The organism is Burkholderia sp. Bp9031, assembly GCF_003857965.1.
Taxonomy (GTDB): domain Bacteria; phylum Pseudomonadota; class Gammaproteobacteria; order Burkholderiales; family Burkholderiaceae; genus Burkholderia; species Burkholderia ambifaria_A.
The window spans coordinates 121,422-141,780 of the sequence record NZ_QTPW01000011.1 but is presented as its reverse complement, the minus strand read 5'-3'; the positions used below and the strand labels follow the sequence as shown (position 1 = coordinate 141,780).

At 65.2% G+C, this 20,359-nt stretch carries 17 protein-coding genes; 8 read left to right on the top strand and 9 right to left on the bottom strand.

Features of this window, described 5'->3' with window-relative positions; genetic code table 11:
* The 5 genes from DIE15_RS17045 to DIE15_RS17025 all read right to left on the bottom strand — a co-directional run bounded on the left by DIE15_RS17045 (position 1) and on the right by DIE15_RS17025 (position 7,023).
* Positions 1 to 1,926: a (Fe-S)-binding protein gene (locus tag DIE15_RS17045; protein WP_124833871.1), complete on the bottom strand. Its 1,926-nt coding sequence runs from the start codon at positions 1,924 to 1,926 to the stop codon at positions 1 to 3.
* 2 nt (positions 1,927 to 1,928) lie between these two features.
* On the bottom strand, positions 1,929 to 3,992 hold the full coding sequence (locus DIE15_RS17040) for an NADH:flavin oxidoreductase (protein WP_057927539.1): 2,064 nt from the start codon (positions 3,990 to 3,992) through the stop codon (positions 1,929 to 1,931).
* A gap of 74 nt (positions 3,993 to 4,066) precedes the next feature.
* Positions 4,067 to 4,600 (bottom strand): DUF5943 domain-containing protein, encoded by a 534-nt coding sequence (locus DIE15_RS17035; protein ID WP_057927540.1) that lies wholly within the window; start codon positions 4,598 to 4,600, stop codon positions 4,067 to 4,069.
* A gap of 133 nt (positions 4,601 to 4,733) precedes the next feature.
* The gene (locus tag DIE15_RS17030) at positions 4,734 to 5,705 is read right to left on the bottom strand and encodes a dipeptidase (protein ID WP_124833870.1); all 972 of its coding nucleotides are present in this window, start codon (positions 5,703 to 5,705) and stop codon (positions 4,734 to 4,736) included.
* A gap of 43 nt (positions 5,706 to 5,748) precedes the next feature.
* Entirely contained in the window at positions 5,749 to 7,023 is a 1,275-nt protein-coding gene (locus tag DIE15_RS17025) for a serine hydroxymethyltransferase (protein ID WP_057927542.1), read from the bottom strand.
* A gap of 9 nt (positions 7,024 to 7,032) precedes the next feature.
* On the opposite strand from DIE15_RS17025, the gene DIE15_RS37715 reads away from it, so the two are divergent.
* The 6 genes from DIE15_RS37715 (at position 7,033) to DIE15_RS16995 (ending at position 11,422) form a co-directional block, all read left to right on the top strand.
* Positions 7,033 to 7,356, top strand: a complete 324-nt coding sequence (locus DIE15_RS37715) for a hypothetical protein (RefSeq protein ID WP_260428273.1) — start codon at positions 7,033 to 7,035, stop codon at positions 7,354 to 7,356.
* Between the two features lie 116 nt (positions 7,357 to 7,472).
* The gene (locus tag DIE15_RS17015) at positions 7,473 to 8,498 is read left to right on the top strand and encodes a GlxA family transcriptional regulator (RefSeq protein WP_124833869.1); all 1,026 of its coding nucleotides are present in this window, start codon (positions 7,473 to 7,475) and stop codon (positions 8,496 to 8,498) included.
* Between the two features lie 550 nt (positions 8,499 to 9,048).
* A complete protein-coding gene (locus DIE15_RS17010) occupies positions 9,049 to 9,711 on the top strand; it encodes a hypothetical protein (RefSeq protein WP_057927544.1) in 663 nt (220 codons plus the stop codon).
* Positions 9,712 to 9,721: 10 nt separating this feature from the next.
* A complete protein-coding gene (locus DIE15_RS17005; protein ID WP_082664776.1) occupies positions 9,722 to 10,273 on the top strand; it encodes a PAAR domain-containing protein in 552 nt (183 codons plus the stop codon).
* A complete protein-coding gene (locus DIE15_RS17000; protein ID WP_124833868.1) occupies positions 10,260 to 10,937 on the top strand; it encodes a M35 family metallo-endopeptidase in 678 nt (225 codons plus the stop codon). The genes DIE15_RS17005 and DIE15_RS17000 overlap by 14 nt, the downstream gene beginning before the upstream one ends.
* Entirely contained in the window at positions 10,934 to 11,422 is a 489-nt protein-coding gene (locus tag DIE15_RS16995; protein ID WP_124833867.1) for a hypothetical protein, read from the top strand. The genes DIE15_RS17000 and DIE15_RS16995 overlap by 4 nt, the downstream gene beginning before the upstream one ends.
* Positions 11,423 to 11,857: 435 nt before the next feature.
* Here the strand turns inward: DIE15_RS16995 and DIE15_RS16990 are convergent, their stop codons facing one another.
* Positions 11,858 to 13,270 (bottom strand): discoidin domain-containing protein, encoded by a 1,413-nt coding sequence (locus DIE15_RS16990; protein WP_124833866.1) that lies wholly within the window; start codon positions 13,268 to 13,270, stop codon positions 11,858 to 11,860.
* Positions 13,271 to 13,557: 287 nt separating this feature from the next.
* Between DIE15_RS16990 and DIE15_RS16985 the strand changes: the two genes are divergently transcribed.
* Together DIE15_RS16985 and DIE15_RS37025 are read left to right on the top strand one after the other, a co-directional pair.
* Complete coding sequence (locus DIE15_RS16985) at positions 13,558 to 14,979, top strand: PLP-dependent aminotransferase family protein (protein WP_057927548.1); 1,422 nt, start codon at positions 13,558 to 13,560, stop codon at positions 14,977 to 14,979.
* A 7-nt stretch (positions 14,980 to 14,986) separates the two neighbouring features.
* Positions 14,987 to 15,799 carry an ATP-dependent serine protease gene (locus tag DIE15_RS37025; protein ID WP_175826211.1) on the top strand — a complete coding sequence of 271 codons (813 nt, stop codon included), beginning with the start codon at positions 14,987 to 14,989 and terminating at the stop codon, positions 15,797 to 15,799.
* A 73-nt stretch (positions 15,800 to 15,872) separates the two neighbouring features.
* Here the strand turns inward: DIE15_RS37025 and fdhA are convergent, their stop codons facing one another.
* From fdhA to DIE15_RS16965, 3 genes are all read right to left on the bottom strand, one after another.
* Positions 15,873 to 17,069: a formaldehyde dehydrogenase, glutathione-independent gene (gene fdhA, locus DIE15_RS16980; RefSeq protein ID WP_057927550.1), complete on the bottom strand. Its 1,197-nt coding sequence runs from the start codon at positions 17,067 to 17,069 to the stop codon at positions 15,873 to 15,875.
* A gap of 281 nt (positions 17,070 to 17,350) precedes the next feature.
* Positions 17,351 to 18,541, bottom strand: coding sequence for an efflux RND transporter periplasmic adaptor subunit (locus tag DIE15_RS16970; RefSeq protein WP_124833865.1), 1,191 nt, complete (start codon positions 18,539 to 18,541; stop codon positions 17,351 to 17,353).
* Positions 18,541 to 20,355, bottom strand: coding sequence for an efflux transporter outer membrane subunit (locus tag DIE15_RS16965; RefSeq protein ID WP_124833864.1), 1,815 nt, complete (start codon positions 20,353 to 20,355; stop codon positions 18,541 to 18,543). Before DIE15_RS16965 ends, DIE15_RS16970 begins: the two co-directional genes overlap by 1 nt.
* Between the last annotated feature and the right edge of the window lie 4 nt (positions 20,356 to 20,359).

Genomic DNA, 20,359 nt, shown 5'->3' with positions numbered 1-20,359 from the left:
TCACTCCAGCGAGGCGGCAACGAGTTCGGCCACGTCGAGCACGTCGGGGCGCGGGCCCACGACGCCTTCGAGCATCGCCGTGCAGTTCGGGCAACCGACCGCGACCACGTCCGCGCCGATGGCGCGCGCGTCGGCGATGCGGATGTCGGGAATACGCTGCTTGCCCGGGATGTCGGTCAGCGGCGCACCGCCGCCACCGCCGCAGCACCGGCCGCGCATGCCGTTGCGCTCCATCTCGACGACCTGGATGCCGATCGTCTTCAGCAGCTTGCGCGGCGATTCCGTCTCGCCGTTGTAGCGGCCGAGGTAGCACGGATCGTGATACGTGGTGCGCTTCTCGCGCAGCGCTTCGACGGCCTTCGGCGCGATCTTGCCGCTGTCGGCCAGCTCCGCGAGGTAGGTCGTGTGGTGCTTGACCGTCACGCGCAAACCGAGCGCGCGATATTCGTTGCGCAGGCTGTGCATCACGTGCGGGTCGGCCGTCACGATCTGCTTGTACGACAGCGAGTCGAGCGTGCCGATCAGGCGCTTCGCCATCTGCTGGAACGTCGCTTCGTCGCCGAGGCGGCGTGCGACGTCGCCGGTGTCGGTCTCGGTTCCGCCGAGCACCGCGTAGTCGACGCCGGCCTTGTTCAGCACCTTGACGAACGCACGCAGCGTGCGCTGGTAACGCATGTCGAACGCGCCTTCACCCGCGACGATCAGCACGTCGACCGGCTTGCCCGGCTGTGCGACCGGTGCGCTCAGGTCGACCGACCAGTCGTAGCGTGCAGCCGTGTCGTAGCCGCCCATCGTGCCGGTCTCGCGCAGGTTCGCGAGCACTTCCTGGCCCTTGCCCGGCACCGTGCCGTGCACCAGCGTGCGGTTGCGGCGCATGTCGACGATCGCATCGACGTGCTCGATCAGCATCGGGCACTCCTGCACGCAGGCGCGGCAGGTGGTGCACGACCACAGCGTCTGCTCCTCGATCAGGCCGGACACGATCGGGCCGTTCGGCTCGCCGCGATGCTGGCCGACCGCGAGGCCCGGCGTCGGGCTGCCGGCGTACGCGGCATCGGTGCCGCCCGCCATCCCGACGACGAGATCCTGAATCAGCTTCTTCGGATTCAGCGGCTGGCCCGATGCGAATGCGGGGCACGCGGCTTCGCACTTGCCGCACTGCACGCAGGCGTCGAAGCTCAGCAGCTGGTTCCAGCGAAATTCGACCGGCTTCGCGACGCCATACTCCTCGTGCTCGATATCCGGCAGCTTCAGCGCGGTCGGCGGCGTTGCCGTGCCGTTGCCCGTGAACGAATCACGGGTGGCCGCGAAACGCTCCTGGCGCGGGTGGAACGCGAGGTGCAGCAGGCCGGCGATCGCATGCTTCATCGGGCCGCCCTTCGCGGCACCGACCGTCATCGTGAATGCGCCGGCGCCGATCAGCAGCGCGCAGAGCACCGCGAACGCACCCGACATCGCGCCGGTCGGCACCACCATGAACAGCACGAGGCCGACCGCGAACGAACCGAGCATCCATGGCAGCGTATTCCACGGGCCGCGCGACAGGCGGGCGGGCACGTCCTTCGCCGCGCGACGACGCCACACGAACACCACGCCGACGAGCATCGCGAGCGCCGCGAGGAAGATCAGCTTGTCGAGCCACGGCGAGTAGATCGCGAGACCGTAGTTGACGAACACCAGTGCCAGTGCGGCGATCGCGCCGCCGGCAGTCGCGACGTGGGTCTTCGCGATGTACGGATCGCGGGCGACCACGTGGTGCAGGTCGACGAAGTAGCGCTTCGGGATCGCGAACAGGTTCGCGACACCGAACGAGCCGGGCGCCGTCGCGCGCCCGAGACGCCAGTAGGACGAGCGCTTCGCGACCGCGAACGCGAGCCCCGCCACCGACAGCCACAGCAGTGCGGTAATGAGGAAAGCCGGATTCATCTTTAGAAATCCTTGACGAGACGCAGCGAGTCGTAGATCGCACCGTGGACGTTGTGCATCGAGATGCAGTCGCCGACACGGAACAGCAGGAAGCGGCCGTTGCCCAGTTCTTCCGACAGGCACGGCTGCGGCTCGGCCGCGAACAGCGTGTGCGGATCGATCTGGCCGTGGTTCACCGACTCCGGCTTGAGCTTCCAGTACAGCTCGTCGTTCGGCGACGAACCGTTCTCGATCACCACCTGGTCGACCGCACGCTCTTCCAGTTCTTCGGTGTATTCGTTGCGCAGCACGGCGATCTTCTTGCCATCCTCCTCATACACGCGATCGAGCATGGTGTTGGGCGTCGGGATCACGCCGAGCGCATACAGGCGGCGATAGAAGATCGGGAACGTCGTGCCGCCGCAATCGTCGGCCACCTTCACGTCGGGCGTGACGACCTCGACCTTCGAGCCGCGGCTCGCCATGAAGTCGGCGACGCCCGCGCCCGCATGGGTGCTCACGCCGTCGAACAGCAGCACGTTCTGCTTCGGCTCGACCTTGCCGGTCAGGATGTCCCACGAGCTGACGGCGAGCCCTTCGGCCACGCCCCAGGCAGGCACCTGCCACGTGAAGCTCGACCCGCCCGTGGCGAGCACGACGATGTCCGGCTTCTCGGCCATGATCATCTTCTCGTCGGCGGCGACGCCGAGGCGGCGATCGACGCCGAGGCGCTTGGTTTCCATGTCGAACCAGCGGATGATCCCCGACATCTGCTCGCGCTGCGGCGCCTTCGCGGCGATCATCACCTGGCCGCCCACTTCGGCGTTCTTCTCGAACAGCACCACGTCGTGGCCGCGCAGCTTCGCGACACGCGCGGCCTCGAGCCCCGCGGGGCCCGCGCCGACCACCACCACCTTGCGCTTCGGGCCGCGCGACTTCTCGATGATGTGCGGCATCGTCGATTCACGCGACGTCGCCGCGTTCTGGATGCACAGCACGTCGAGGCCGTTGTACTGGCGGTCGATGCAGTAGTTCGCGCCGACGCACTGCTTGATTTCGTCTTCGCGGCCGTCGCGAATCTTGATCACCATGTGCGGATCGGCGATCTGCGCGCGCGTCATGCCGACCAGGTCGATCATGCCGTTCGCGAGCAGGCGTTCGGCCTGGCCCGCATCGCGGATGCTCTGCGCGTGCATCACGGGGATCTTCACGACTGACTTGATGCCGGCCGCGAGGTGCACGAACGGCTCCGGCGGCAGCGCCATCGGCGGCATGCAGTTGGCGATCGTGTTGTGCGTATCGCCGCCCGAGCCGACCACGCTCAGGTAGTCGATCAGGCCCGTCTCCGACATCGCCTGCGCGATTTCCTTCAGCGCTTCGTGATCGAGGCCGTCTTCGTGGAATTCGTCGCCGCACATCCGCAGGCCGACGCAGAAGTCCTTGCCGACCGCTTCGCGCACGGCCGTCAGCACTTCGATGCCGAAGCGCAGACGGTTCTCGAGGCTGCCGCCCCATTCGTCGGTGCGGTGGTTCGAACGCTGGCTCCAGAACTGGTCGATCAGGTGCTGGTGCGCGGCGGAGATTTCGATGCCATCCATGCCGGCTGCCTTCACGCGCTTCGCGGCGGCCGCGAAGTCGCCGATGATGCGGCGGATTTCCTCGATCTCGATGATCTTCGCGTTACCGCGGTGCACCGGCTCGCGCACGCCCGACGGCGACATCAGGTGCGGCCAGTGCTCGCCGTGGAACGACGAGCGGCGGCCCATGTGCGTCGCCTGGATCATGATCTTCGCGCCGTGCTTGTGCATCGTGTCGGCGAGACGCGTGAGCGGGTCGATGATCTTGTCGGTCGACAGGTTCACCGACTTCCACCAGCCCTGCGGGCTGTCGATCGACACGGGGCTCGACCCGCCGCAGATCGCGAGGCCGACGCCACCCTTCGCCTTCTCTTCGTAGTAGCGAATGTAGCGGTCGCCCGGCAGGCCGCCCGGCTCGGCATACACCTCCGCGTGCGCGGTGCTGACGATCCGGTTGCGCAGCGTCAGCTGGTTCAGCTGCATGGGTTTGAACAGATGGGGATAACGCATCGCAGGCGACCTCTGGCGTTCGAATGTCTCGTGTTGCGGGTGTTGTTGTGTTGCTGTGTCGTTACGTCAGCGCATCAGTGCGCGATCGGCGACACTTCGAAGATGCAGTGGTCGTGATGCTCGGCGGCACACTGCACTTCCTTCGATTGCGCGCGCGGCGCGTCCTTGCCTTCCGGCGTCGTGTCGTTGACCCAGTCCATCGCGCCGGCGAACCAGCCCGCGAACATGTAGCAGAGCTTGCCTTCCTTGCCCGGCTGCTGGAGCACGAACGACGAGTGGCGCAGCTCGATCTTCGCGCGGGCGCTGGCCGGATCGGCCTCGATGATCGAGAACAGGCCCCAGCCGCGTTGCGACAGGCGCTTCAGGTAGTGCTCGAACACGGCCATGCCGGTCAACCCGTGCAGCTTCGCTTCCTTGTCGCACCAGTGGTACGCCGATTTGTAGCCGGCCTTGTAGAGGATCTCGGCATACGCTTCGACGCCGAGCGCTTCTTCGACGGCGACGTGGTTGTTCGTGAAGAAGTGGCGCGGCACGTACAGCATCGGCAGCGCGTCGGTGGTCCAGACGCCGGTATCGGGATCGACGTTGATCGGCAGTTGCGGTTGCATCGTGGTGACTCCGTGAGGAAAATTGGCCGCGCGGTTCAGGCGCGACATCGTCCGCGTGCCCGCGCGGCTTGTGCAGGCACGTCCCGATTTTTCTAATGTTGAATCGCGGGTAGCGGTTCGGGCGGGCGGACGCTTACGCGCCCCACACGTCCTTGAACACGCGCACCCAGTTCTCGCCCATGATCTTGCGGATGCGCGACTCCTTCCAGCCGTGACGTTCCATCGCCGCGGTCAGGTTCGGGAAGTCGCCGATCGTGCGGATGCCGTCCGGGTTGATCACCTTGCCGAAGTTCGTCAGCTGGCGATAGCGGCCCTTGTCATGCGTCAGCATGTCGAAGAATTCCTTCGCGAAATCCTGCGTGAAGTCCGTGCCGATGCCGACCGCGTCTTCGCCGATCAGGTTCACGACGTAGTCGATCGCCTCGATGTAGTCATCGATGTTCGCCTCGATCCCGCGCTTCAGGAACGGCGCGAACATCGTCACGCCGACGAAGCCGCCGGCGTCGGCGATTTCCTTCAGCTGCACATCGCTCTTGTTGCGCGGATGTTCCTTCAGGCCCGACGGCAGGCAGTGCGAGTAGCACACCGGCTTCTTCGAGAACGCAATCGCTTCCGACGACGTGTTGCCACCCACATGCGACAGGTCGACCATGATGCCGACACGGTTCATCTCGGTGATCACTTCGCGGCCGAAGTCCGACAGCCCGCCGTCGCGTTCGTAGCAACCGGTGCCGACCAGGTTCTGCGTGTTGTAGCAAAGCTGCACGACGCGCACGCCCATGTCGGCGAACGCCTCGATGTAGCCGAGGTTGTCCTCGAACGCGTGCGCGTTCTGGAAGCCGAGGATGATCCCCGTCTTGCCTTCCTTCTTCGCGCGGAAGATGTCGTCCGTCGTGCGTACCAGCGTCAGCAGCTCGCCGTTGTCGCGGATCTTCTTCTTCATCACGCCGATGTTGTCGACGGTCTTGGTGAAGTTCTCCCACACCGATACCGTGCAGTTTGCGGCCGTGATGCCGCCCTTGCGCATGTCCTCGAATACCGGCTTCTCGAACTTCGAGATGTTCAGTCCGTCGATGATGATGCTGTCCTGATGCAGCGTGCTCATATCTGCCTCTCGCTCCAGTCTCTGCTTTTGTGGGGGTCGTCGATCAGTAAATCGGGAAGCGCTCGCAAAGCGCGAAAATCTCGCGGCGCACGCGCTGTTCGGTCGCGTGGTCGCCTTCCGGGTTCGCGCGCAGCGCGTCGAACACTTCGAGAATCAGGCGGCCGATCTCGCGGAACTCCGCGACGCCGAAGCCGCGCGTCGTGCCGGCCGGCGTGCCGAGGCGGATGCCCGACGTGACGGTCGGCTTCTCGGTGTCGAACGGAATGCCGTTCTTGTTGCAGGTGATGCCCGCACGCTCAAGCGCCTGTTCGACCGGCGCGCCCTTCAGGCCCTTCGGGCGCAGGTCGACCAGCAGCAGGTGGTTGTCGGTGCCGCCGGTGACGAGGTCCACGCCGCCCGCCTTCAGCACTTCGCCGAGCGCCTGCGCGTTCGCGAGCACGTTGTCGATGTAGGTCTTGAAGTCCGCGTGCAGCACTTCGCCGAACGCGACGGCCTTGCCGGCGATCACGTGCATCAGCGGGCCGCCCTGCAGGCCGGGGAACACGGCCGAGTTGATCTTCTTCGCGATCTCTTCGTCGTTGGTCAGCACGAAGCCGCCGCGCGGGCCGCGCAGCGTCTTGTGCGTGGTCGACGTGACGACATGCGCGTGCTCGACCGGGTTCGCATGGCGGCCGGCGGCGATCACGCCCGCGATGTGCGCCATGTCGACCATCAGCTTCGCGCCGACGCTGTCGGCGATCGCACGGAAGCGTGCGAAGTCCAGCGCGCGCGGGTAGGCGGAGAAGCCGGCGATGATCAGGCTCGGCTTGTGCTGGTGCGCGAGCTCTTCAACCTGGTCGTAGTCGATCCGCATCGTGTCGCGGTTCACGCCGTACTGCACCGCATTGAACCACTTGCCCGACAGCGCCGGCTTCGCGCCGTGCGTCAGGTGACCGCCTGCGTCCAGCGACATGCCGAGCACCGTATCGCCCGGCTTCGCCAGCGCGAGCATCACCGAGCCGTTCGCCTGCGCGCCCGAGTGCGGCTGCACGTTCGCGTAGCCCGCGTTGAAGATCTGCTTCACGCGCTCGATCGCCAGCGCCTCGACCTCGTCCGCGAATTCGCAGCCGCCGTAGTAACGCTTGCCCGGATAGCCTTCCGCATACTTGTTGGTCAGCACCGAACCCTGCGCCTCCAGCACCGCGCGCGACACGATGTTTTCCGACGCGATCAGCTCGACCTGCGACTGCTGGCGCTCGAGTTCCTTCAGGATGGCGCTGCGCACCGGCGCGTCGCGCTCGGCAAGGGGCTGCGAGAAGAAAGGCTGGGTGTTCGACATAGTGCGTCCGTGACGAAGAATAAAGGGCATGAAACCGAAGCTCGAGGCCCGCCGTACCTGGGTTTCCAGCGCGTCCAGTGCAAGGCTGCCGACGGCTCTATTCTTGTCGTTCGGATTTTCGACGGATTGATGAATTTAGACGCGTTCTTTGCCTTTTCCGCCATGCACGTCCGTTTTGTACAAGTGACCGGTCGTGCTTTTTCGGATGACCGACCAAACCGCCGGTTGCCGTTCACCTATGGACAGGCACTTTGCCGGTGCCTGTGCTGCGCGTCCGGGGTGCAGCGCAGCCCGGTTACGGTGCAGCGCAGCATCGGCCGGACGCCCATATGACGTATGGGGCTAGGGTTTAGCCGTATGGCACGCTTGTTGCGCTCGCTCACACAATACGGTAGCCCGATGCGTGCCTCTCGGGCCAAAAGCTATTAGAGATTCAAGGAACGCCCCCCATGTCGCCCGACCGCACAGCGTCGCTGTCCCACTTCGCGTTCATGCCCCTGCCGAACTTCACGATGATCGCGTTCACGAATGCGATCGAGGTGCTTCGGATGGCGAACTACCTGAGCGGGCAGCCGCTCTACCGCTGGTCGCTGATCAGCCCGGACGGCGGTCCGGTCACGGCGAGCAACGGACTCACGGTCGACACGGGCCCGGCCGAATGCGTGGGGCAGCCGGACATCGTTTTCGTATGCGGCGGCGTTGACGTGCAGCGCGCGACGACGCCCGCCCATCTGTCGACGCTGCGTCGCTTCTCGCGCTCCGGGATTCCGCTCGGCAGCCTGTGCACGGGCACCTATGCACTCGCGAAGTCGGGGTTGCTCGCGGGCTACGCGTGCGCGATCCACTGGGAAAACATGTCGGCGCTGAAGGAAGAGTTTCCGGATACGCGCTTCCTGAAGGAACTGTTCGTGGTCGACCGCGACCGCATCACGTGCACGGGCGGCGTCGCGCCGCTCGACATGATGCTGAACCTGATCGCCGCGCGCGTGGGCACCCCGCGCGTCACGCAGATCGCCGAGCAGTTCATCGTCGAACACGTGCGCGACACGAGCGCGCAACAGCGGATGCCGCTCGTCGCGCGGCTCGGCTCGGCGAACAAGTCGCTGTTCGAAGTGATCTCGCTGATGGAGAACAACATCGAGGAGCCGCTGTCGCGCGAGGAACTCGCGCGGCTTGCGAACATGTCGCAGCGCCAGCTGCAGCGCCTGTTCCGCGAGCATCTCGGGATGACGCCCACGCACTATTACCTGACGTTGCGGCTGCGCCGCGCGCGCGAGCTGCTGTTGCAGACCGACATGTCGATCATGCACATCACGATGGCGTGCGGCTTCCAGTCGGCGTGCCACTTCAGCAAGAGCTATCGCGATGCGTTCGGCGTTGCGCCGACGCGCGAGCGCCGCAAGCAGGTCGCGCCGCTCGCACAGGGTGCCGCGGCCGGCGGGCCGGCCTTTCCGGCCCGCGTGATCCACGCGTGATGCGCACGGCACGATAAAGAACATTCAGTCTTGAAAACTGAGGCGGCGAAGTTGCGAAAGCGTGGCAGCGAACGCTACGCAGAGGATTTGACTTCTCGGCGCGATGCTTTCGCGCCACTTCTCCTGACGGTAGTGCGGCTGTAGCGGCCTATTTCCCGTTTCCTGATGCCCCCCGGTAAAAGAAGGCGATCGCCGTGGTTCTGGGGACATCGCGCCGAACAGTGCCGTCCGTCGACGCGTGGCAATCTCCAGGAGCAAAAAATCCGCGTCCCTCACGCGGTCTCTTCCGCTGTCACCCGGCACGCCGATGGGCGCCATCATCCCATCATGCCTTCGCCGCGGCTTAGCGTCGCCTCATCTCGTGCGCAGCATGCAGCTTGATCCGTGATTGAGCACTCATCGGCCACCTCACGATTTCCTACGTCACGCCATCTCGAATTTCAGTCCTTTGTTCGAAATCCAAACCAAAAATCATACTCGTCCAATAGACAAGCCGATCGTTACCGGCGACCGTTCATAGCTCGTCCATCCATAAAAAATATCCGAGCTTATGACAGAAAAAAAACGGGCCGATTGTCCGTATTTTCTTCACTCTTCGATCCAGCTTTACGCGATGGTGAAGCAGCTACACCACACGCACATCTGTACACCCGACGCAGTCGATCCGATGTATAGCAGCAACATGCAAATGATCTGCACGAACGATCCGTTCATTTGCACCTACCTTTCGCTCCTTGATGCGGTCATGGGTTCCCGAACCCTTGCGCGCGACGACGCCCCCTTCTGGCCAATCGATTTCCGGCAAGTCGATACCCGTCATTTCATGGAACAGCACGGCCGACTATTGGTCGCCGTGAACTACGCCTATGGGGCGATCGGAGGCCGGCTGGCGGTTTCCGATACGGGTCATCCGTTGATGACCTACGCCTTTGCATCCTTCAACGTGCCAGCCGAAAATCGCGACCACTTCACCATCCGTTTCCCCGACAGCGTGGTCGAACGAGTTGAAACCGCCTATGCGCGGGCCGGACTATCCGGGTTCAACAAGACGCTCGACATGATGGATACGTGGACCGCCGGTCAGATAACAGATGCAGAGGCCGAAGCGTTAGCACATATGCCGCCGACCGTCGTGGTTGAAGGCGTAGCGATCGATCAATACGCAATCTATGACCCCGAGTCAGCCGACTGGGTCTTTACCAACTTCGATTGAGGAAACGACCATGAGGCGACGAGCAGTCAGGAATGGCGACCCGACGACAACGGGTGGTGTCGTCATCGCCGTTACGTCAACGATGTTCAACCACGGCAAACAGGTCGCGCTGGATGGCGACAAGGCGACATGCGGAAATTGCGAAGGGGCGTTCCTGATAGTGGGCGGTGCACAGCGCATGACTCACCACGGGCGATGTGTTGCGCTGGAGGGTGACGCCGTACTCTGTCCATGCGGGAAAAACCGACTGATCGCGGGTAGCGACAGCACAATTTTTTACGGAGGTGGCAGTTACCGTAATGCAGCGAGCCCGTTCGCCGCGCGCTCAGCATTTGAGACGACCCGACACGCGCCCGCATCGGACATCCATGACGAACAATACGTATTGCGCGATGCAGATAGCGGGCGACCGCTCGCGAATGTCCGATATCGGATTCTCCTATCATCCGGAAAGGTATTTTCCGGCGTGACAGACGCAACAGGACACACGCAGCGGGTTACGTCCGCGCATGCGGAATCGCTCAAGTTCGAGATTGCAAGGAACAGAAATGCCAAATTCTGATGACGATTACGTGTTGGTACACGACACCGCCACGACGAACACGACGCCTGGCTCCAAAGTGCAGGTCGATATCAACACAACGCCAATATGCCCGAACATGAGCAATGAGCAGTTCGCCGAGATTGCTATGCGCGCATGCGATGCGGCAATTGTCCTCATCAAGGATCGCATTGCTGCGGTAGCTCGATGGGATGCGAATGAACAAGCGCGCGCCACAACCTATTTTGGACGTGCCGACGCACAGATTCGCAGCACGTTATCTTCCGGGCTACCACGATTGCTTGCCGCAATGCAAGAGCTGGTTCCGGAAAAAATTGTCCGATGGGATAGTAAAGTTAGCAAAAATCTAACTTGCGCAATCGTGCCGGACAACGGCCGAAATCACGCCGCCGTGTGTAAACCCGACTCTCATAAACGAGTCATTGCCATCTATTCTAAATTTTGCAGTGATTCATTCGGTGAACTGTATCACGCATCGAAAATAAAGGTGCTGATTCACGAATGCACACATTACACCGACACATTCAACTCCGAAGACATCATATACGGAGACACGGAAATCGGAATGAAAGTATTTGCGATGCAGAATCCGGAGAACGCCATCACCAACGCTGACAGCATCACTGGATACATTTCAACCTTCGACAAAATAATTAGACCATGAACAGAAATTCGTTCAAATCCTACGTTGCGGCCTGCCTTTTCACGCTGTCGCCGGTTCTATCCGGCACCGCGACTGCATGTACGATAGGCGAGGAAGCGCAGGTGCAATTCCCATTCAACACAACCACATTTTCCAATGCAGACAGAATAGCAATATCGAATAGCGTTATTGAGGCAAAAAAATGGCCCGACGTGGAAATTCAAGCGACCGTAATTTCTGGCGCCTACATCAAAGAAAAGAATGTTGAGGAATTGAAAGACGCTCGCGCCGAAAATGCGAAATTGTATTTGCAGCAGCTTGGCATAAGCGCCGATCACATCTTGATCGACAAAAAAACCTTTACCGATGAAATGGTGGTAAAGCAGCCCGACGGCACCGTCGACGTTCATCAGATGATCGTTGAATTGACGCCGATCTGTAAAGGCAGCTGCGCATGGATGTGTGACGACCCGCTTGTGGTGCCGCGAAGCAAGGCCATCAATTGACGACAATAGAATGGTACGTCCGCGTATGCGAACATTCATATCCCCGCGCCGACAGCATTCCAGGGTACGTCGTCAATGGTGACTAAACTCCTCACCGCCATCGCGCTCACGCTGAGCCGCGCACGTGTAGCATTCGCATGTGGCCGTCCCTCGAACATGCCTGCCCATTACATCGGCATTGTTTTCGATACCGATTCGATACCTAAGACGCACTGACGTTACACGCCGCATTTACCAGCCCGCGCAAAGCGGGCCGTCTTCTTTGCGCGCTTGCAGCGCCTTTGTCTGTGTCTTCCTTCGTCCGGTCAGTCCATGGCCCGCGATCCAGGGAACGCACATCCACCGGTTTCCCCGAAAATCGAGATACCGGAATCTGCTACGTGCGAGCGATCGCTGCAACAATGGGGCCGGCATAAGACTGCTTTCAGCTCGCGCTTACGATCCCCACACCTGCATTTCGTCGAGCGAGTAACCCCACTGCGTCGCGCGCTTCGTGCCGAGCATCCGCACGTAGCGCCCCTGCGCGTTCAGGCTCGGCAGCGTGACGTGGCCGTACGACACGCCGTTGTTCGTCGAATAGACCGTCGTCCAGTTCGCGTTGTCGTTCGACGTCTGGATCTGGTAGACGAGCGCGCCCGCGTCCCAGTAGAGATCAACGCTGCTGATCTGCTTCACCGCGCCGAGATCCACGGAGATCCATTCCGTACCGACGCCCGCGCCTTCCGGCGAATCCCAGCGCGTGCTCGTCGTGTTGCCGTCGAACGCCTTGTCCGGCGACAAAGACGCACTGTAGCTCGCCGATGCAGCGGCCGGATGCCCCTGCGACAACAGCGTCGGCTGCGCGGCGGCCGGGCCGCCGTAGTAGCTCGAGCCGAGCTTCGCCTTGGTCGCGTCCGCGTTCACGCCGAACTGCGACAGGCTCCAGCGCTGGCCGGTCGTCGCGTCGCCCACGTAAAGCTGGTAGCCGCCCGCCGTCGTCGACGAGAAGAACACGTAGTTCGTGCCGCTCACCGGCGCCGGGTCAGAGTTGTTGCTCATGCAGTCGCTGATCGGCAGCGCGTTCGGCGTCGACGCCGGGTCCGCGGTCTTCGCATAGATCTGGTCCGCGCCACCTGTGTCCTTCCAGCGCGCATAGAACACCATGCCGTCGCCGCGCACGATCGGATAGTAGGTCTGCAGCCCGGCCGGATGATCGAACACCGCGGTCGCGCCGGTCGCGATCGTGCGCTTCATCAGCCCCATGTTCGAACCGGTGCCCGTCGCGTAGTAGACGGCGCTCGCGTCCGGCGCGAGGAACGGCATCGAGTATTCGGCGCCGGCCGGCGCATTCGTCAGGCTCACGACCGACGTGAACACCGGGCCCGCGCTGGTGTACGACAGCGTGCCCTGCTTCACGTCGCCGTTCTGCTTGAACACGAGCGTCTTGCCGTCCGCGCTGAACTTCGGATCCTCGTTGCGCGTCGCGCCCGTGCTGTTCGTCAGGTTGACGGGCGGCGTGCCGGCGCCGAGCTGCAGCATGAACACGTTCCATGCGCCGTTGCTGATACCCATGAACGCGAGCCACTTGCCATCGGGGCTGAACACGCCGTTCATCGGATCGGTGATACCCCAGTTGCTCTTGCTCAGTTGCGTGAGCGTGTGGGCGGAAAAGTCGTACAGGAACAACTGACTCGTGCCGTCGCCGTACTTGACATAGCTGTGATAGACGAGCTTGCCGGTGAGTGCGACAGGAAACGACGTGTTGGATTGAGTCGGGGGATTGCTGATGCAGGCCGCTGCGGCGGCGCCGCTGAACAGGTCGAGGGCGATGCCGGCCACGAGGCCCGCGACGAGGAACTTCGATTTCACGCTGGTTGCTTCCGGATAAGGGTAAGGACGCCGTAGACAAGGTCCCGCTCACGGTGCGCGGGGTCACGGATACGCCATCGGGGCAGCGTGAACTCCGTCTCGATCAGGCACTGGGAATACAGTTTGCGCAGCATGCCGGTTCACTGGTCTGAAGAAAAGAATCAGAGTCGCTCGAAAACATGCGTATCAGCGACATGCCGATCAGCGATTGGGGGCGGGATTGAACGCGGCGGATGCCGTGCTACTCTTTTTTTTCAGCGACGGCCGCGCTCGGCCGGAGGGCAGGCATGAAGCGATATGCGGCGCTCGCGCAGACGATTGCGGACGCGATCCGGCGTGGCGACCTCGCGGTCGGCACGCGCATCCCGACCGTGCGCTCGGCGTGCCGCGCCTATCGTGTAAGTCCTTCCACCGTATTTCGTGCGTACTACACGCTCGAAAGCGAGGGCCTGATCGTCGCGCGCGCGCGTTCCGGCTATTTCGTTGCGAACCTCGATGACAAGCGCGTGCGGACCGGCCACGACACGCCACGCAAGGCGGGCGCGTCGCAAGCCGGCGAGGACGACGCGCTGTTCCGGCTGATCGACTCGCTCAAGCGCGACGACATCGTGCCGCTGGGTTCCGCGTTCGCCAGCTATTCGCTGTTTCCGATGAGCAGCCTGTGGCGGTACGCGGCGACGGCGGCCCGCAACATGGACCGCGCGAAACTGCTGGCCGGACTGCCGCCCGGCCACGAAGCGCTGCGCCGCCAGATCGCATTGCGCTACCTGAACGCGGGTGCGTCATTGCCGATGGAAGAGATCGTCATCACGACCGGCGCGGCCGAAGCGCTGACGCTGAGCCTGCAGGCGCTCACGCGCCCCGGCGACATCGTCGCGATCGAGCGCCCGGCCTTCCCCGCGGTACTGCAGGCCGTGCAGCGGCTGCATCTGAAGACCATCGAAATCCCGGTCGACCCGCGCACCGGCCTTGATCTCGATGCGCTCGCCGACGCGCTCGACGCCCATCCGGTGCGCGCGTGCTGGTTCATGACCTCGCTCCACAACCCGACCGGCGCGACGCTGTCCGACGAGCGCAAGCGCGCGCTGATCGAACTGCTCACGTCACACCAGGTGCCGCTGATCGAGGACGACGTGTTCGGCGAACTGCATTTCGGCCCGACGCCCATACGCCCCGCGAAGCTGTACGACGACAGCGGGCTCGTGCTGCATTGCGGGTCGTTCTCGAAGTGCCTCGCACCCGGCTTCCGGATCGGCTGGGTCGCGGCCGGACGCTATGTGCAGCAGATCAGGCACGTGAAGAATGCAAGCGCGCCGGCGGCAGACGTGCCCGCACAGATGGCCGTATCCACCTACCTGCGCAACGGCGCGTACGACCGCTTCCTGCGCCGGCTCCGGCGCAACCTGGCCGCGCACCAGGCGCAAATGCTGGCCGCCGTTCGCGCGTACTTTCCGCCCGACACGGAAGTGTTTGCACCGCGCGGCGGGTATTTCCTGTGGATCGAACTGCCGCCGCACGTGGACGCGATGCGGTTGTTCGACGACGCGATGGAGAACGGCGTGAGCCTCGCGCCCGGGCCGATCTTTTCCGTGACGGGCGCATTTCACCGTTATGTCCGGCTGAACTATGGCCGGCCGTGGACCCCTGCCGTCGAGGATGCGATGCGCACCATCGGCACGCTCGCCGAGCGGCAACGACAGACGAGGTAGCAACGCCATGCGAATCCTGCCCAACCGGAAAGTCCGCACGCGCGATACGCTGCGCGGCGCACTGAACCTGCGTGCCGAGCCGCGCGGTGCCGTCAGCCAGCGCTGCCGGCAATGCGGCTTCATGGCGTTTCGCGCCAGCGAGCAGTGCCCCGTCTGCGGACTGGGGGGCTGGCCGTTCGCGCCGCTGCACGAGCGGCACGGCGATGCGCATGCCGCGCAGGCCGTGCCCCCGCACGGTACGCAGCAGCCTGCCCCGACGTGGTCGTCGCGCGTCGCGGCCGCGGTGCGCAACGCGGCGATCCAGCGGCCGCGCGCATCGAGCGCGCCGCTGCTGAGCATCCTGACCCTCGTGCTGCTGGTCGGCGGTTACGTGACGCTCGACCGGACCTGCCGGGCCGACCCCGTCTGTCGCGGCCAGGGTGCGCCGGGACGGGTGGCGGCCGACGCCAGTGCGCAAGCGGCCGACACGCCGACGTTGCCGGTCGTGCCCGCCCCCGTCCATGCATTTCATCCGGCCGACCGCGCGCCGGCCGACACGAATCGGCTCGCCGACGCCGACCGGCCGAGTGCAACCGACCAGCCAGGCAACGCCGGTACGACCCGACACGGGACCGGACGCGCGACCACGACGCTCGCGCGGCACGCGCCGCCGCTTCGCGAGCCGGAAAGCGCGCGCGGCGGCATCCGCGTCGCCGACTGGAAAGGCGGCGTCCCGGCCCGGCGCGCGCATGCGATCCGCCGCGTGAGCGTGCACATGCGCCACGGGCGGCGCGCGGCGGCGACCGAGGCCGCAATGGCCGGGCTCTATCGCGGACACTGAGCGCGGCGCGCGCACAGAAAAAACGGGCGGCACCGTTTCCGGTGCCGCCCGCTTCATGCCTGTCGTTCGTGCGTCAGGCTGCCAGCAAACCGTGCGGATCGATCACGAATTTGCGCGGCGCGCCGCCGTCGAACTTCTTGTAGCCTTCCGGCGCCTGGTCGAGCGAGATCACCTCGACGTTGACGATCTTCGCGATCGGCAGACGGTCGAACAGGATCGCCTGCATCAGGTTGCGGTTGTACTTCAGCACCGGCGTCTGGCCCGTGAAGAACGAGTGCGACTTCGCCCAGCCGAGGCCGAAGCGGATGCTCAGGCTGCCGTGCTGCGCGGCCTTGTCCTTCGCGCCCGGATCGTCCGTCACGTACAGGCCCGGGATGCCGATCGCGCCGGCCGGACGCGTGATTTCCATCAGCGAGTTCAGCACCGTTGCGGGCGCTTCCTCGGAGTGGCCCGACGAACCGTGGCCGTGCGCCTCGAAGCCGACGCAGTCGACCGCGCAGTCGATCTCCGGCACGCCGAGGATCTGCTCGATCTGCTCGCCGAGCGACGCGTCCTTCGACAGGTCGACCGTCTCGAAGCCCATTGCCCGCGCATGTGCGAGGCGTTCCTCGTTCATGTCGCCGACGATCGTCACTGCCGCGCCGAGCAGGCGCGCCGAGGCGGCCGCCGCCATCCCGACCGGGCCCGCGCCCGCGATGTAGACCGTCGAACCCGGCTTCACGCCCGCGCTCACCGCGCCGTGGTAACCGGTCGGCAGAATGTCGGACAGACAGGTCAGATCGCGAATCTTCGCCATCGCCTGGTCGCGGTCCGGGAATTTCAGCAGGTTGAAGTCGGCGTACGGCACGAGCACGTACTCGGCCTGGCCGCCAATCCAGCCGCCCATGTCGACGTAGCCGTATGCGCCGCCGGCACGCGACGGGTTCACGTTCAGGCACACGCCCGTATGCGTGTCCTTGCACATCGCGCAGCGGCCGCACGCGACGTTGAACGGCACCGACACGAGATCGCCGATTCTCAGCGTCTCGACATCGGGACCCACCTCGACCACTTCACCCGTGATCTCGTGACCGAGCACGAGGCCGACCGGGGCGGTCGTGCGGCCGCGCACCATGTGCTGGTCGGAACCGCAGATGTTCGTGCTCACCACTTTCAGAATGACGCCGTGGCCGATCGCTCGGCCGGTCGGATCGACCATTTTCGGATAATCGATCTTCTGTACTTCGACCTTGCCCGGCCCAAGATAGACGACACCTCGATTGCTGCTCATCGTATTGTCTCCATGTCTCGTTGGATGGCGCTGCTGCGCGCCGGGCGGATGCGGCGCACATGCAACGTGCTGTTCGAGAGTAGTCCCGGAGGCGGGGGCGCCGATTTCTCAAACGCGACATGTGTTTGATCGGTGCCGACATCGATGGCGGAAACACGAAAGTCGGGCCGGAAAACCACCGGAAAACGGGAAGGTGGCGCACTGGGAGACCGTCGCGTGGAAGGCCTAACGCGGGGCCCGGCCGGTCGCGGCGATCGGCCCGCCCCGGGGTCGGGTGCGCGTTACCCGCCCTGGTTCTCGCGGATGATCGCGGCGGCGGCCGCTTCCGCGTCGCTCGCGACGCCGTCGTGCATGCGCGTGCTGACGGCCGGCGTCGGCGGCTCGCTGTCGAGCGCATGGCCGTCGCGGTTGCGCGTATCGACCGTCGCACGCATCGACAACCCGACCCTGAGCGGATGCGCGGCCAGGTCGCGGAGATCGATCGCGATCACGACCGGCACGCGCTGCACGACCTTGATCCAGTTGCCGGCCGCGTTCTGCGACGGCAGCATCGAGAACGCGCTACCGGTACCGGCCGAGAAGCCCTGCACGCGGCCGCGATAGACGACGCGCGACCCGTACAGGTCCGACACCACGTCGACCGGCTGGCCGATGCGCATGTGGCGGATCTGCCCCTCCTTGAAATTCGCGTCGATCCACAGCCGGTTCAGCTGCACGATTGACATCAGCGGCACGCCGGGCCCGACCTGCTGGCCGACCTGTACTGAACGCTGGCCGACCGTGCCGTCGACTGGCGCGACAATCGTCGTGCGCTTCAGGTTCCGGTACGCGAGCTTGAACTGGGCGGCCGCCTGCACGACGGCCGGGCTCTCGTCGACCGGCAGCTTGCTGCCGAGCGCACGCGCCGCTTCGAGCTGCGCCTGCGCGGCGGCAAGGTTCGCCTGCGCGCCGGCGACCGCCGCGCGGGCACGCGCCAGTTCCTCCGGCGCCACGATCTCGACCGATGCGCCCGAGCGCGCGGCAAGCGCGCGCTGCGCGAGCGACAGGTCGGCCTGGCGCGCGTTCACGGCTTCCACGTACATCGTGTTCGAGATCTTCGCGTTCGCGACCTGGCGCACGGCCTGCACGAGCTGTGCCTTCGCCTGTGCGAAAGCGACGGACGCTTCGGTGTCGTCGAGCCGCACGAGCGTCTGCCCGGCGCGCACGGCCTGCGTATCGGCAACGAGCACGTCGGTCACGGCGCCCGGAATCTGCGCGGCGACCTGCACGATGCTGCCCGCGACGTACGCGTCGTCGGTGTCCTCGTCATAGCGGTCGCGCAACAGCCAGAACGCGATCCAGACGAGCGCGGCCAGCAGCACGACCGCGAAGAACAGCGTGAAACGCTTGCGGCGGGTCGCCCGGCGCGCGTCGAGTGCCGGATCGTTCAGTGCGGCCGGCTGCGCGGCGGTATGAAGGTTGTCGTGGTGCATCAGTCGCTTTGCGTAACGATCAGACGGTCATGCTGGAACAGGGGAATCGCCGGCACGCGCGTGTCGGCGGCGACAGCGGGTGCCGTGCCGCGCGTGCCGGCGCTCACGCTCGCGGTATCGATCGTCGGGCTGCGCGGCGTCGCGATCACAGCCGGCGGGTCGATCCGCGCTACCTGCGGCGCGCCACCACTACCGGACGCGGCCACGCGACGCGCCTGCGTGCCGGCGTTCGTCTCGTTGCGGGCAGCGGCGTTCGCCAGCGCGCCGCGCTTCGGCCGCGTGCCTTGCGCGGTACGCGTCGCAACCGTCGGCGCCGATGCCGATGCCATCGTTGCGCTCGCATCGAATCCGCCGCCGAGCGCGCCGACCAGCCCGACACGCAGCGTCCGCTGCCGCCCGAGCAATGCAATTAGCTGCGCGCGCTCGTCGATCAGCGTGAGATCCGCGACATCGACGTCCTTCTGCATCAGCACGCCACGCCGATGGCGGTCGGCCGCGATCTGCACGATCTTCTGCGCGGCGGCGACGGCGTCCTGCTGCTGCGCGACGAGCGTCTGCGCCGTCTGCAGCGACGTGACGATCTGCGCGACCTGGCCGAGCGCGTCGTCGACGGTCTTGTTGTACAGCCCGATCGCGACGTCGGCCTGCGCGACGTCCGCGCCGAGCTTCGCCTTCAGGCGGCCGCGATCGAACACCGGTAGCGAGATCGCCGGACCGACGGAGCCAGCGAGCGCGTCGCGCGAGAACAGCGACGCGGGCGTCAGCGCGAACACGCCGCCGAGCGCGACGAGGTTCACGTCCGGATAGAACTGCGCGCGCGTCGAATCGGCATTCGCGAACGCGGCTTCGACCCGCAGCCGCGCGGCGACGATGTCGGGCCGGCGGCCGAGCAGATCGGCCGGCAACCGCGCGGGCAGCGCGCCGCCGGGGAATACGCCGACGCGCGGCCGCTGCAGCGCGAGGCCGCGCTCGGGGCCACGGCCGGACAGCACGCCGAGCTGCAATTGCGCGAGCTTGATCTGCTCGTCGTTCAGCGCGATCTGTTCGAGCAGGCGGCTGCGCTTGATCGACGCGTCGCTCGCGTCGTACGCGTTGTCGAGGCCGCGCGCGGTGCGCTCGCGCAGCACGGCCGTCACGCGCTGGCTGATCTTCAGCTTCTGCTGCAGCAGGTCGCGTACCGCGTACGCCTGGTCGAGCTGGCAATACACGGTGACGATCGCGACCGCGAGCGTGAGCCGAACTTGTTCGGCCTCGACACCCGCCGCGTCGCGCAGCGACATCAGGCTCCTGGTCGCCGCACGGTTCTTGCCCCACAGATCCAGCTGGTAGTTCAGCCCGACGAACACCAACGACGGCGATACGACCGGATCGCCGAAGATCTCGACCGGCACGCGATAGCCGCCGGCGGACACGTCGGCGATGTCGCCCGGCTTCGGCATCCGCGCGCGGCTGACCGTCGCGCCGGCCGTGCCGGTCAGCCCCGTCAGCGAATCGAATTGCCGAAGCTGCGCCTGCGCGATCCGCAGCCGCGCCTGCGCGACCTGCAGATCGGGATTGTTCCGCGACGCCTCCGCCACCAGTGCGTCGAGCTGCGGATCCTGCAGTTGCCTGACCCAGTCGGGCGCGGGCCACGCGCCGTCCGCACCCGGCCCCGCGGTTTGTGCGAGCGCGTCGCCGGCCGGTGCGCGCAGCGACAGCGACGGCAGGAACCCCGACGGCACGCAGCCGCCCAGCGCCAGCAGCGCGGCCGCCGCGACGATCGTCCAGCCGCGCGCCGGCCGCGCCGGCCGCGCCGCTTTCATGATGCGTTCCATCGCT

What these genes read in the sequence shown, in the direction of transcription:
- fdhA (WP_057927550.1), bottom strand. Translation starts at nt 17,069, where the DNA reads ATGAGCAGCAATCGAGGTGTCGTCTATCTTGGGCCGGGCAAGGTCGAA.
- DIE15_RS37025 (WP_175826211.1), top strand. Translation starts at nt 14,987, where the DNA reads ATGCGAATCCTGCCCAACCGGAAAGTCCGCACGCGCGATACGCTGCGC.
- DIE15_RS17000 (WP_124833868.1), top strand. Translation starts at nt 10,260, where the DNA reads ATGCCAAATTCTGATGACGATTACGTGTTGGTACACGACACCGCCACG.
- DIE15_RS17025 (WP_057927542.1), bottom strand. Translation starts at nt 7,023, where the DNA reads ATGTCGAACACCCAGCCTTTCTTCTCGCAGCCCCTTGCCGAGCGCGAC.
- DIE15_RS17030 (WP_124833870.1), bottom strand. Translation starts at nt 5,705, where the DNA reads ATGAGCACGCTGCATCAGGACAGCATCATCATCGACGGACTGAACATC.
- DIE15_RS16965 (WP_124833864.1), bottom strand. Translation starts at nt 20,355, where the DNA reads ATGGAACGCATCATGAAAGCGGCGCGGCCGGCGCGGCCGGCGCGCGGC.
- DIE15_RS17010 (WP_057927544.1), top strand. Translation starts at nt 9,049, where the DNA reads ATGACAGAAAAAAAACGGGCCGATTGTCCGTATTTTCTTCACTCTTCG.
- DIE15_RS17040 (WP_057927539.1), bottom strand. Translation starts at nt 3,992, where the DNA reads ATGCGTTATCCCCATCTGTTCAAACCCATGCAGCTGAACCAGCTGACG.
- DIE15_RS17035 (WP_057927540.1), bottom strand. Translation starts at nt 4,600, where the DNA reads ATGCAACCGCAACTGCCGATCAACGTCGATCCCGATACCGGCGTCTGG.
- DIE15_RS16985 (WP_057927548.1), top strand. Translation starts at nt 13,558, where the DNA reads ATGAAGCGATATGCGGCGCTCGCGCAGACGATTGCGGACGCGATCCGG.
- DIE15_RS17005 (WP_082664776.1), top strand. Translation starts at nt 9,722, where the DNA reads ATGAGGCGACGAGCAGTCAGGAATGGCGACCCGACGACAACGGGTGGT.
- DIE15_RS16995 (WP_124833867.1), top strand. Translation starts at nt 10,934, where the DNA reads ATGAACAGAAATTCGTTCAAATCCTACGTTGCGGCCTGCCTTTTCACG.
- DIE15_RS17045 (WP_124833871.1), bottom strand. Translation starts at nt 1,926, where the DNA reads ATGAATCCGGCTTTCCTCATTACCGCACTGCTGTGGCTGTCGGTGGCG.
- DIE15_RS17015 (WP_124833869.1), top strand. Translation starts at nt 7,473, where the DNA reads ATGTCGCCCGACCGCACAGCGTCGCTGTCCCACTTCGCGTTCATGCCC.
- DIE15_RS16970 (WP_124833865.1), bottom strand. Translation starts at nt 18,541, where the DNA reads ATGCACCACGACAACCTTCATACCGCCGCGCAGCCGGCCGCACTGAAC.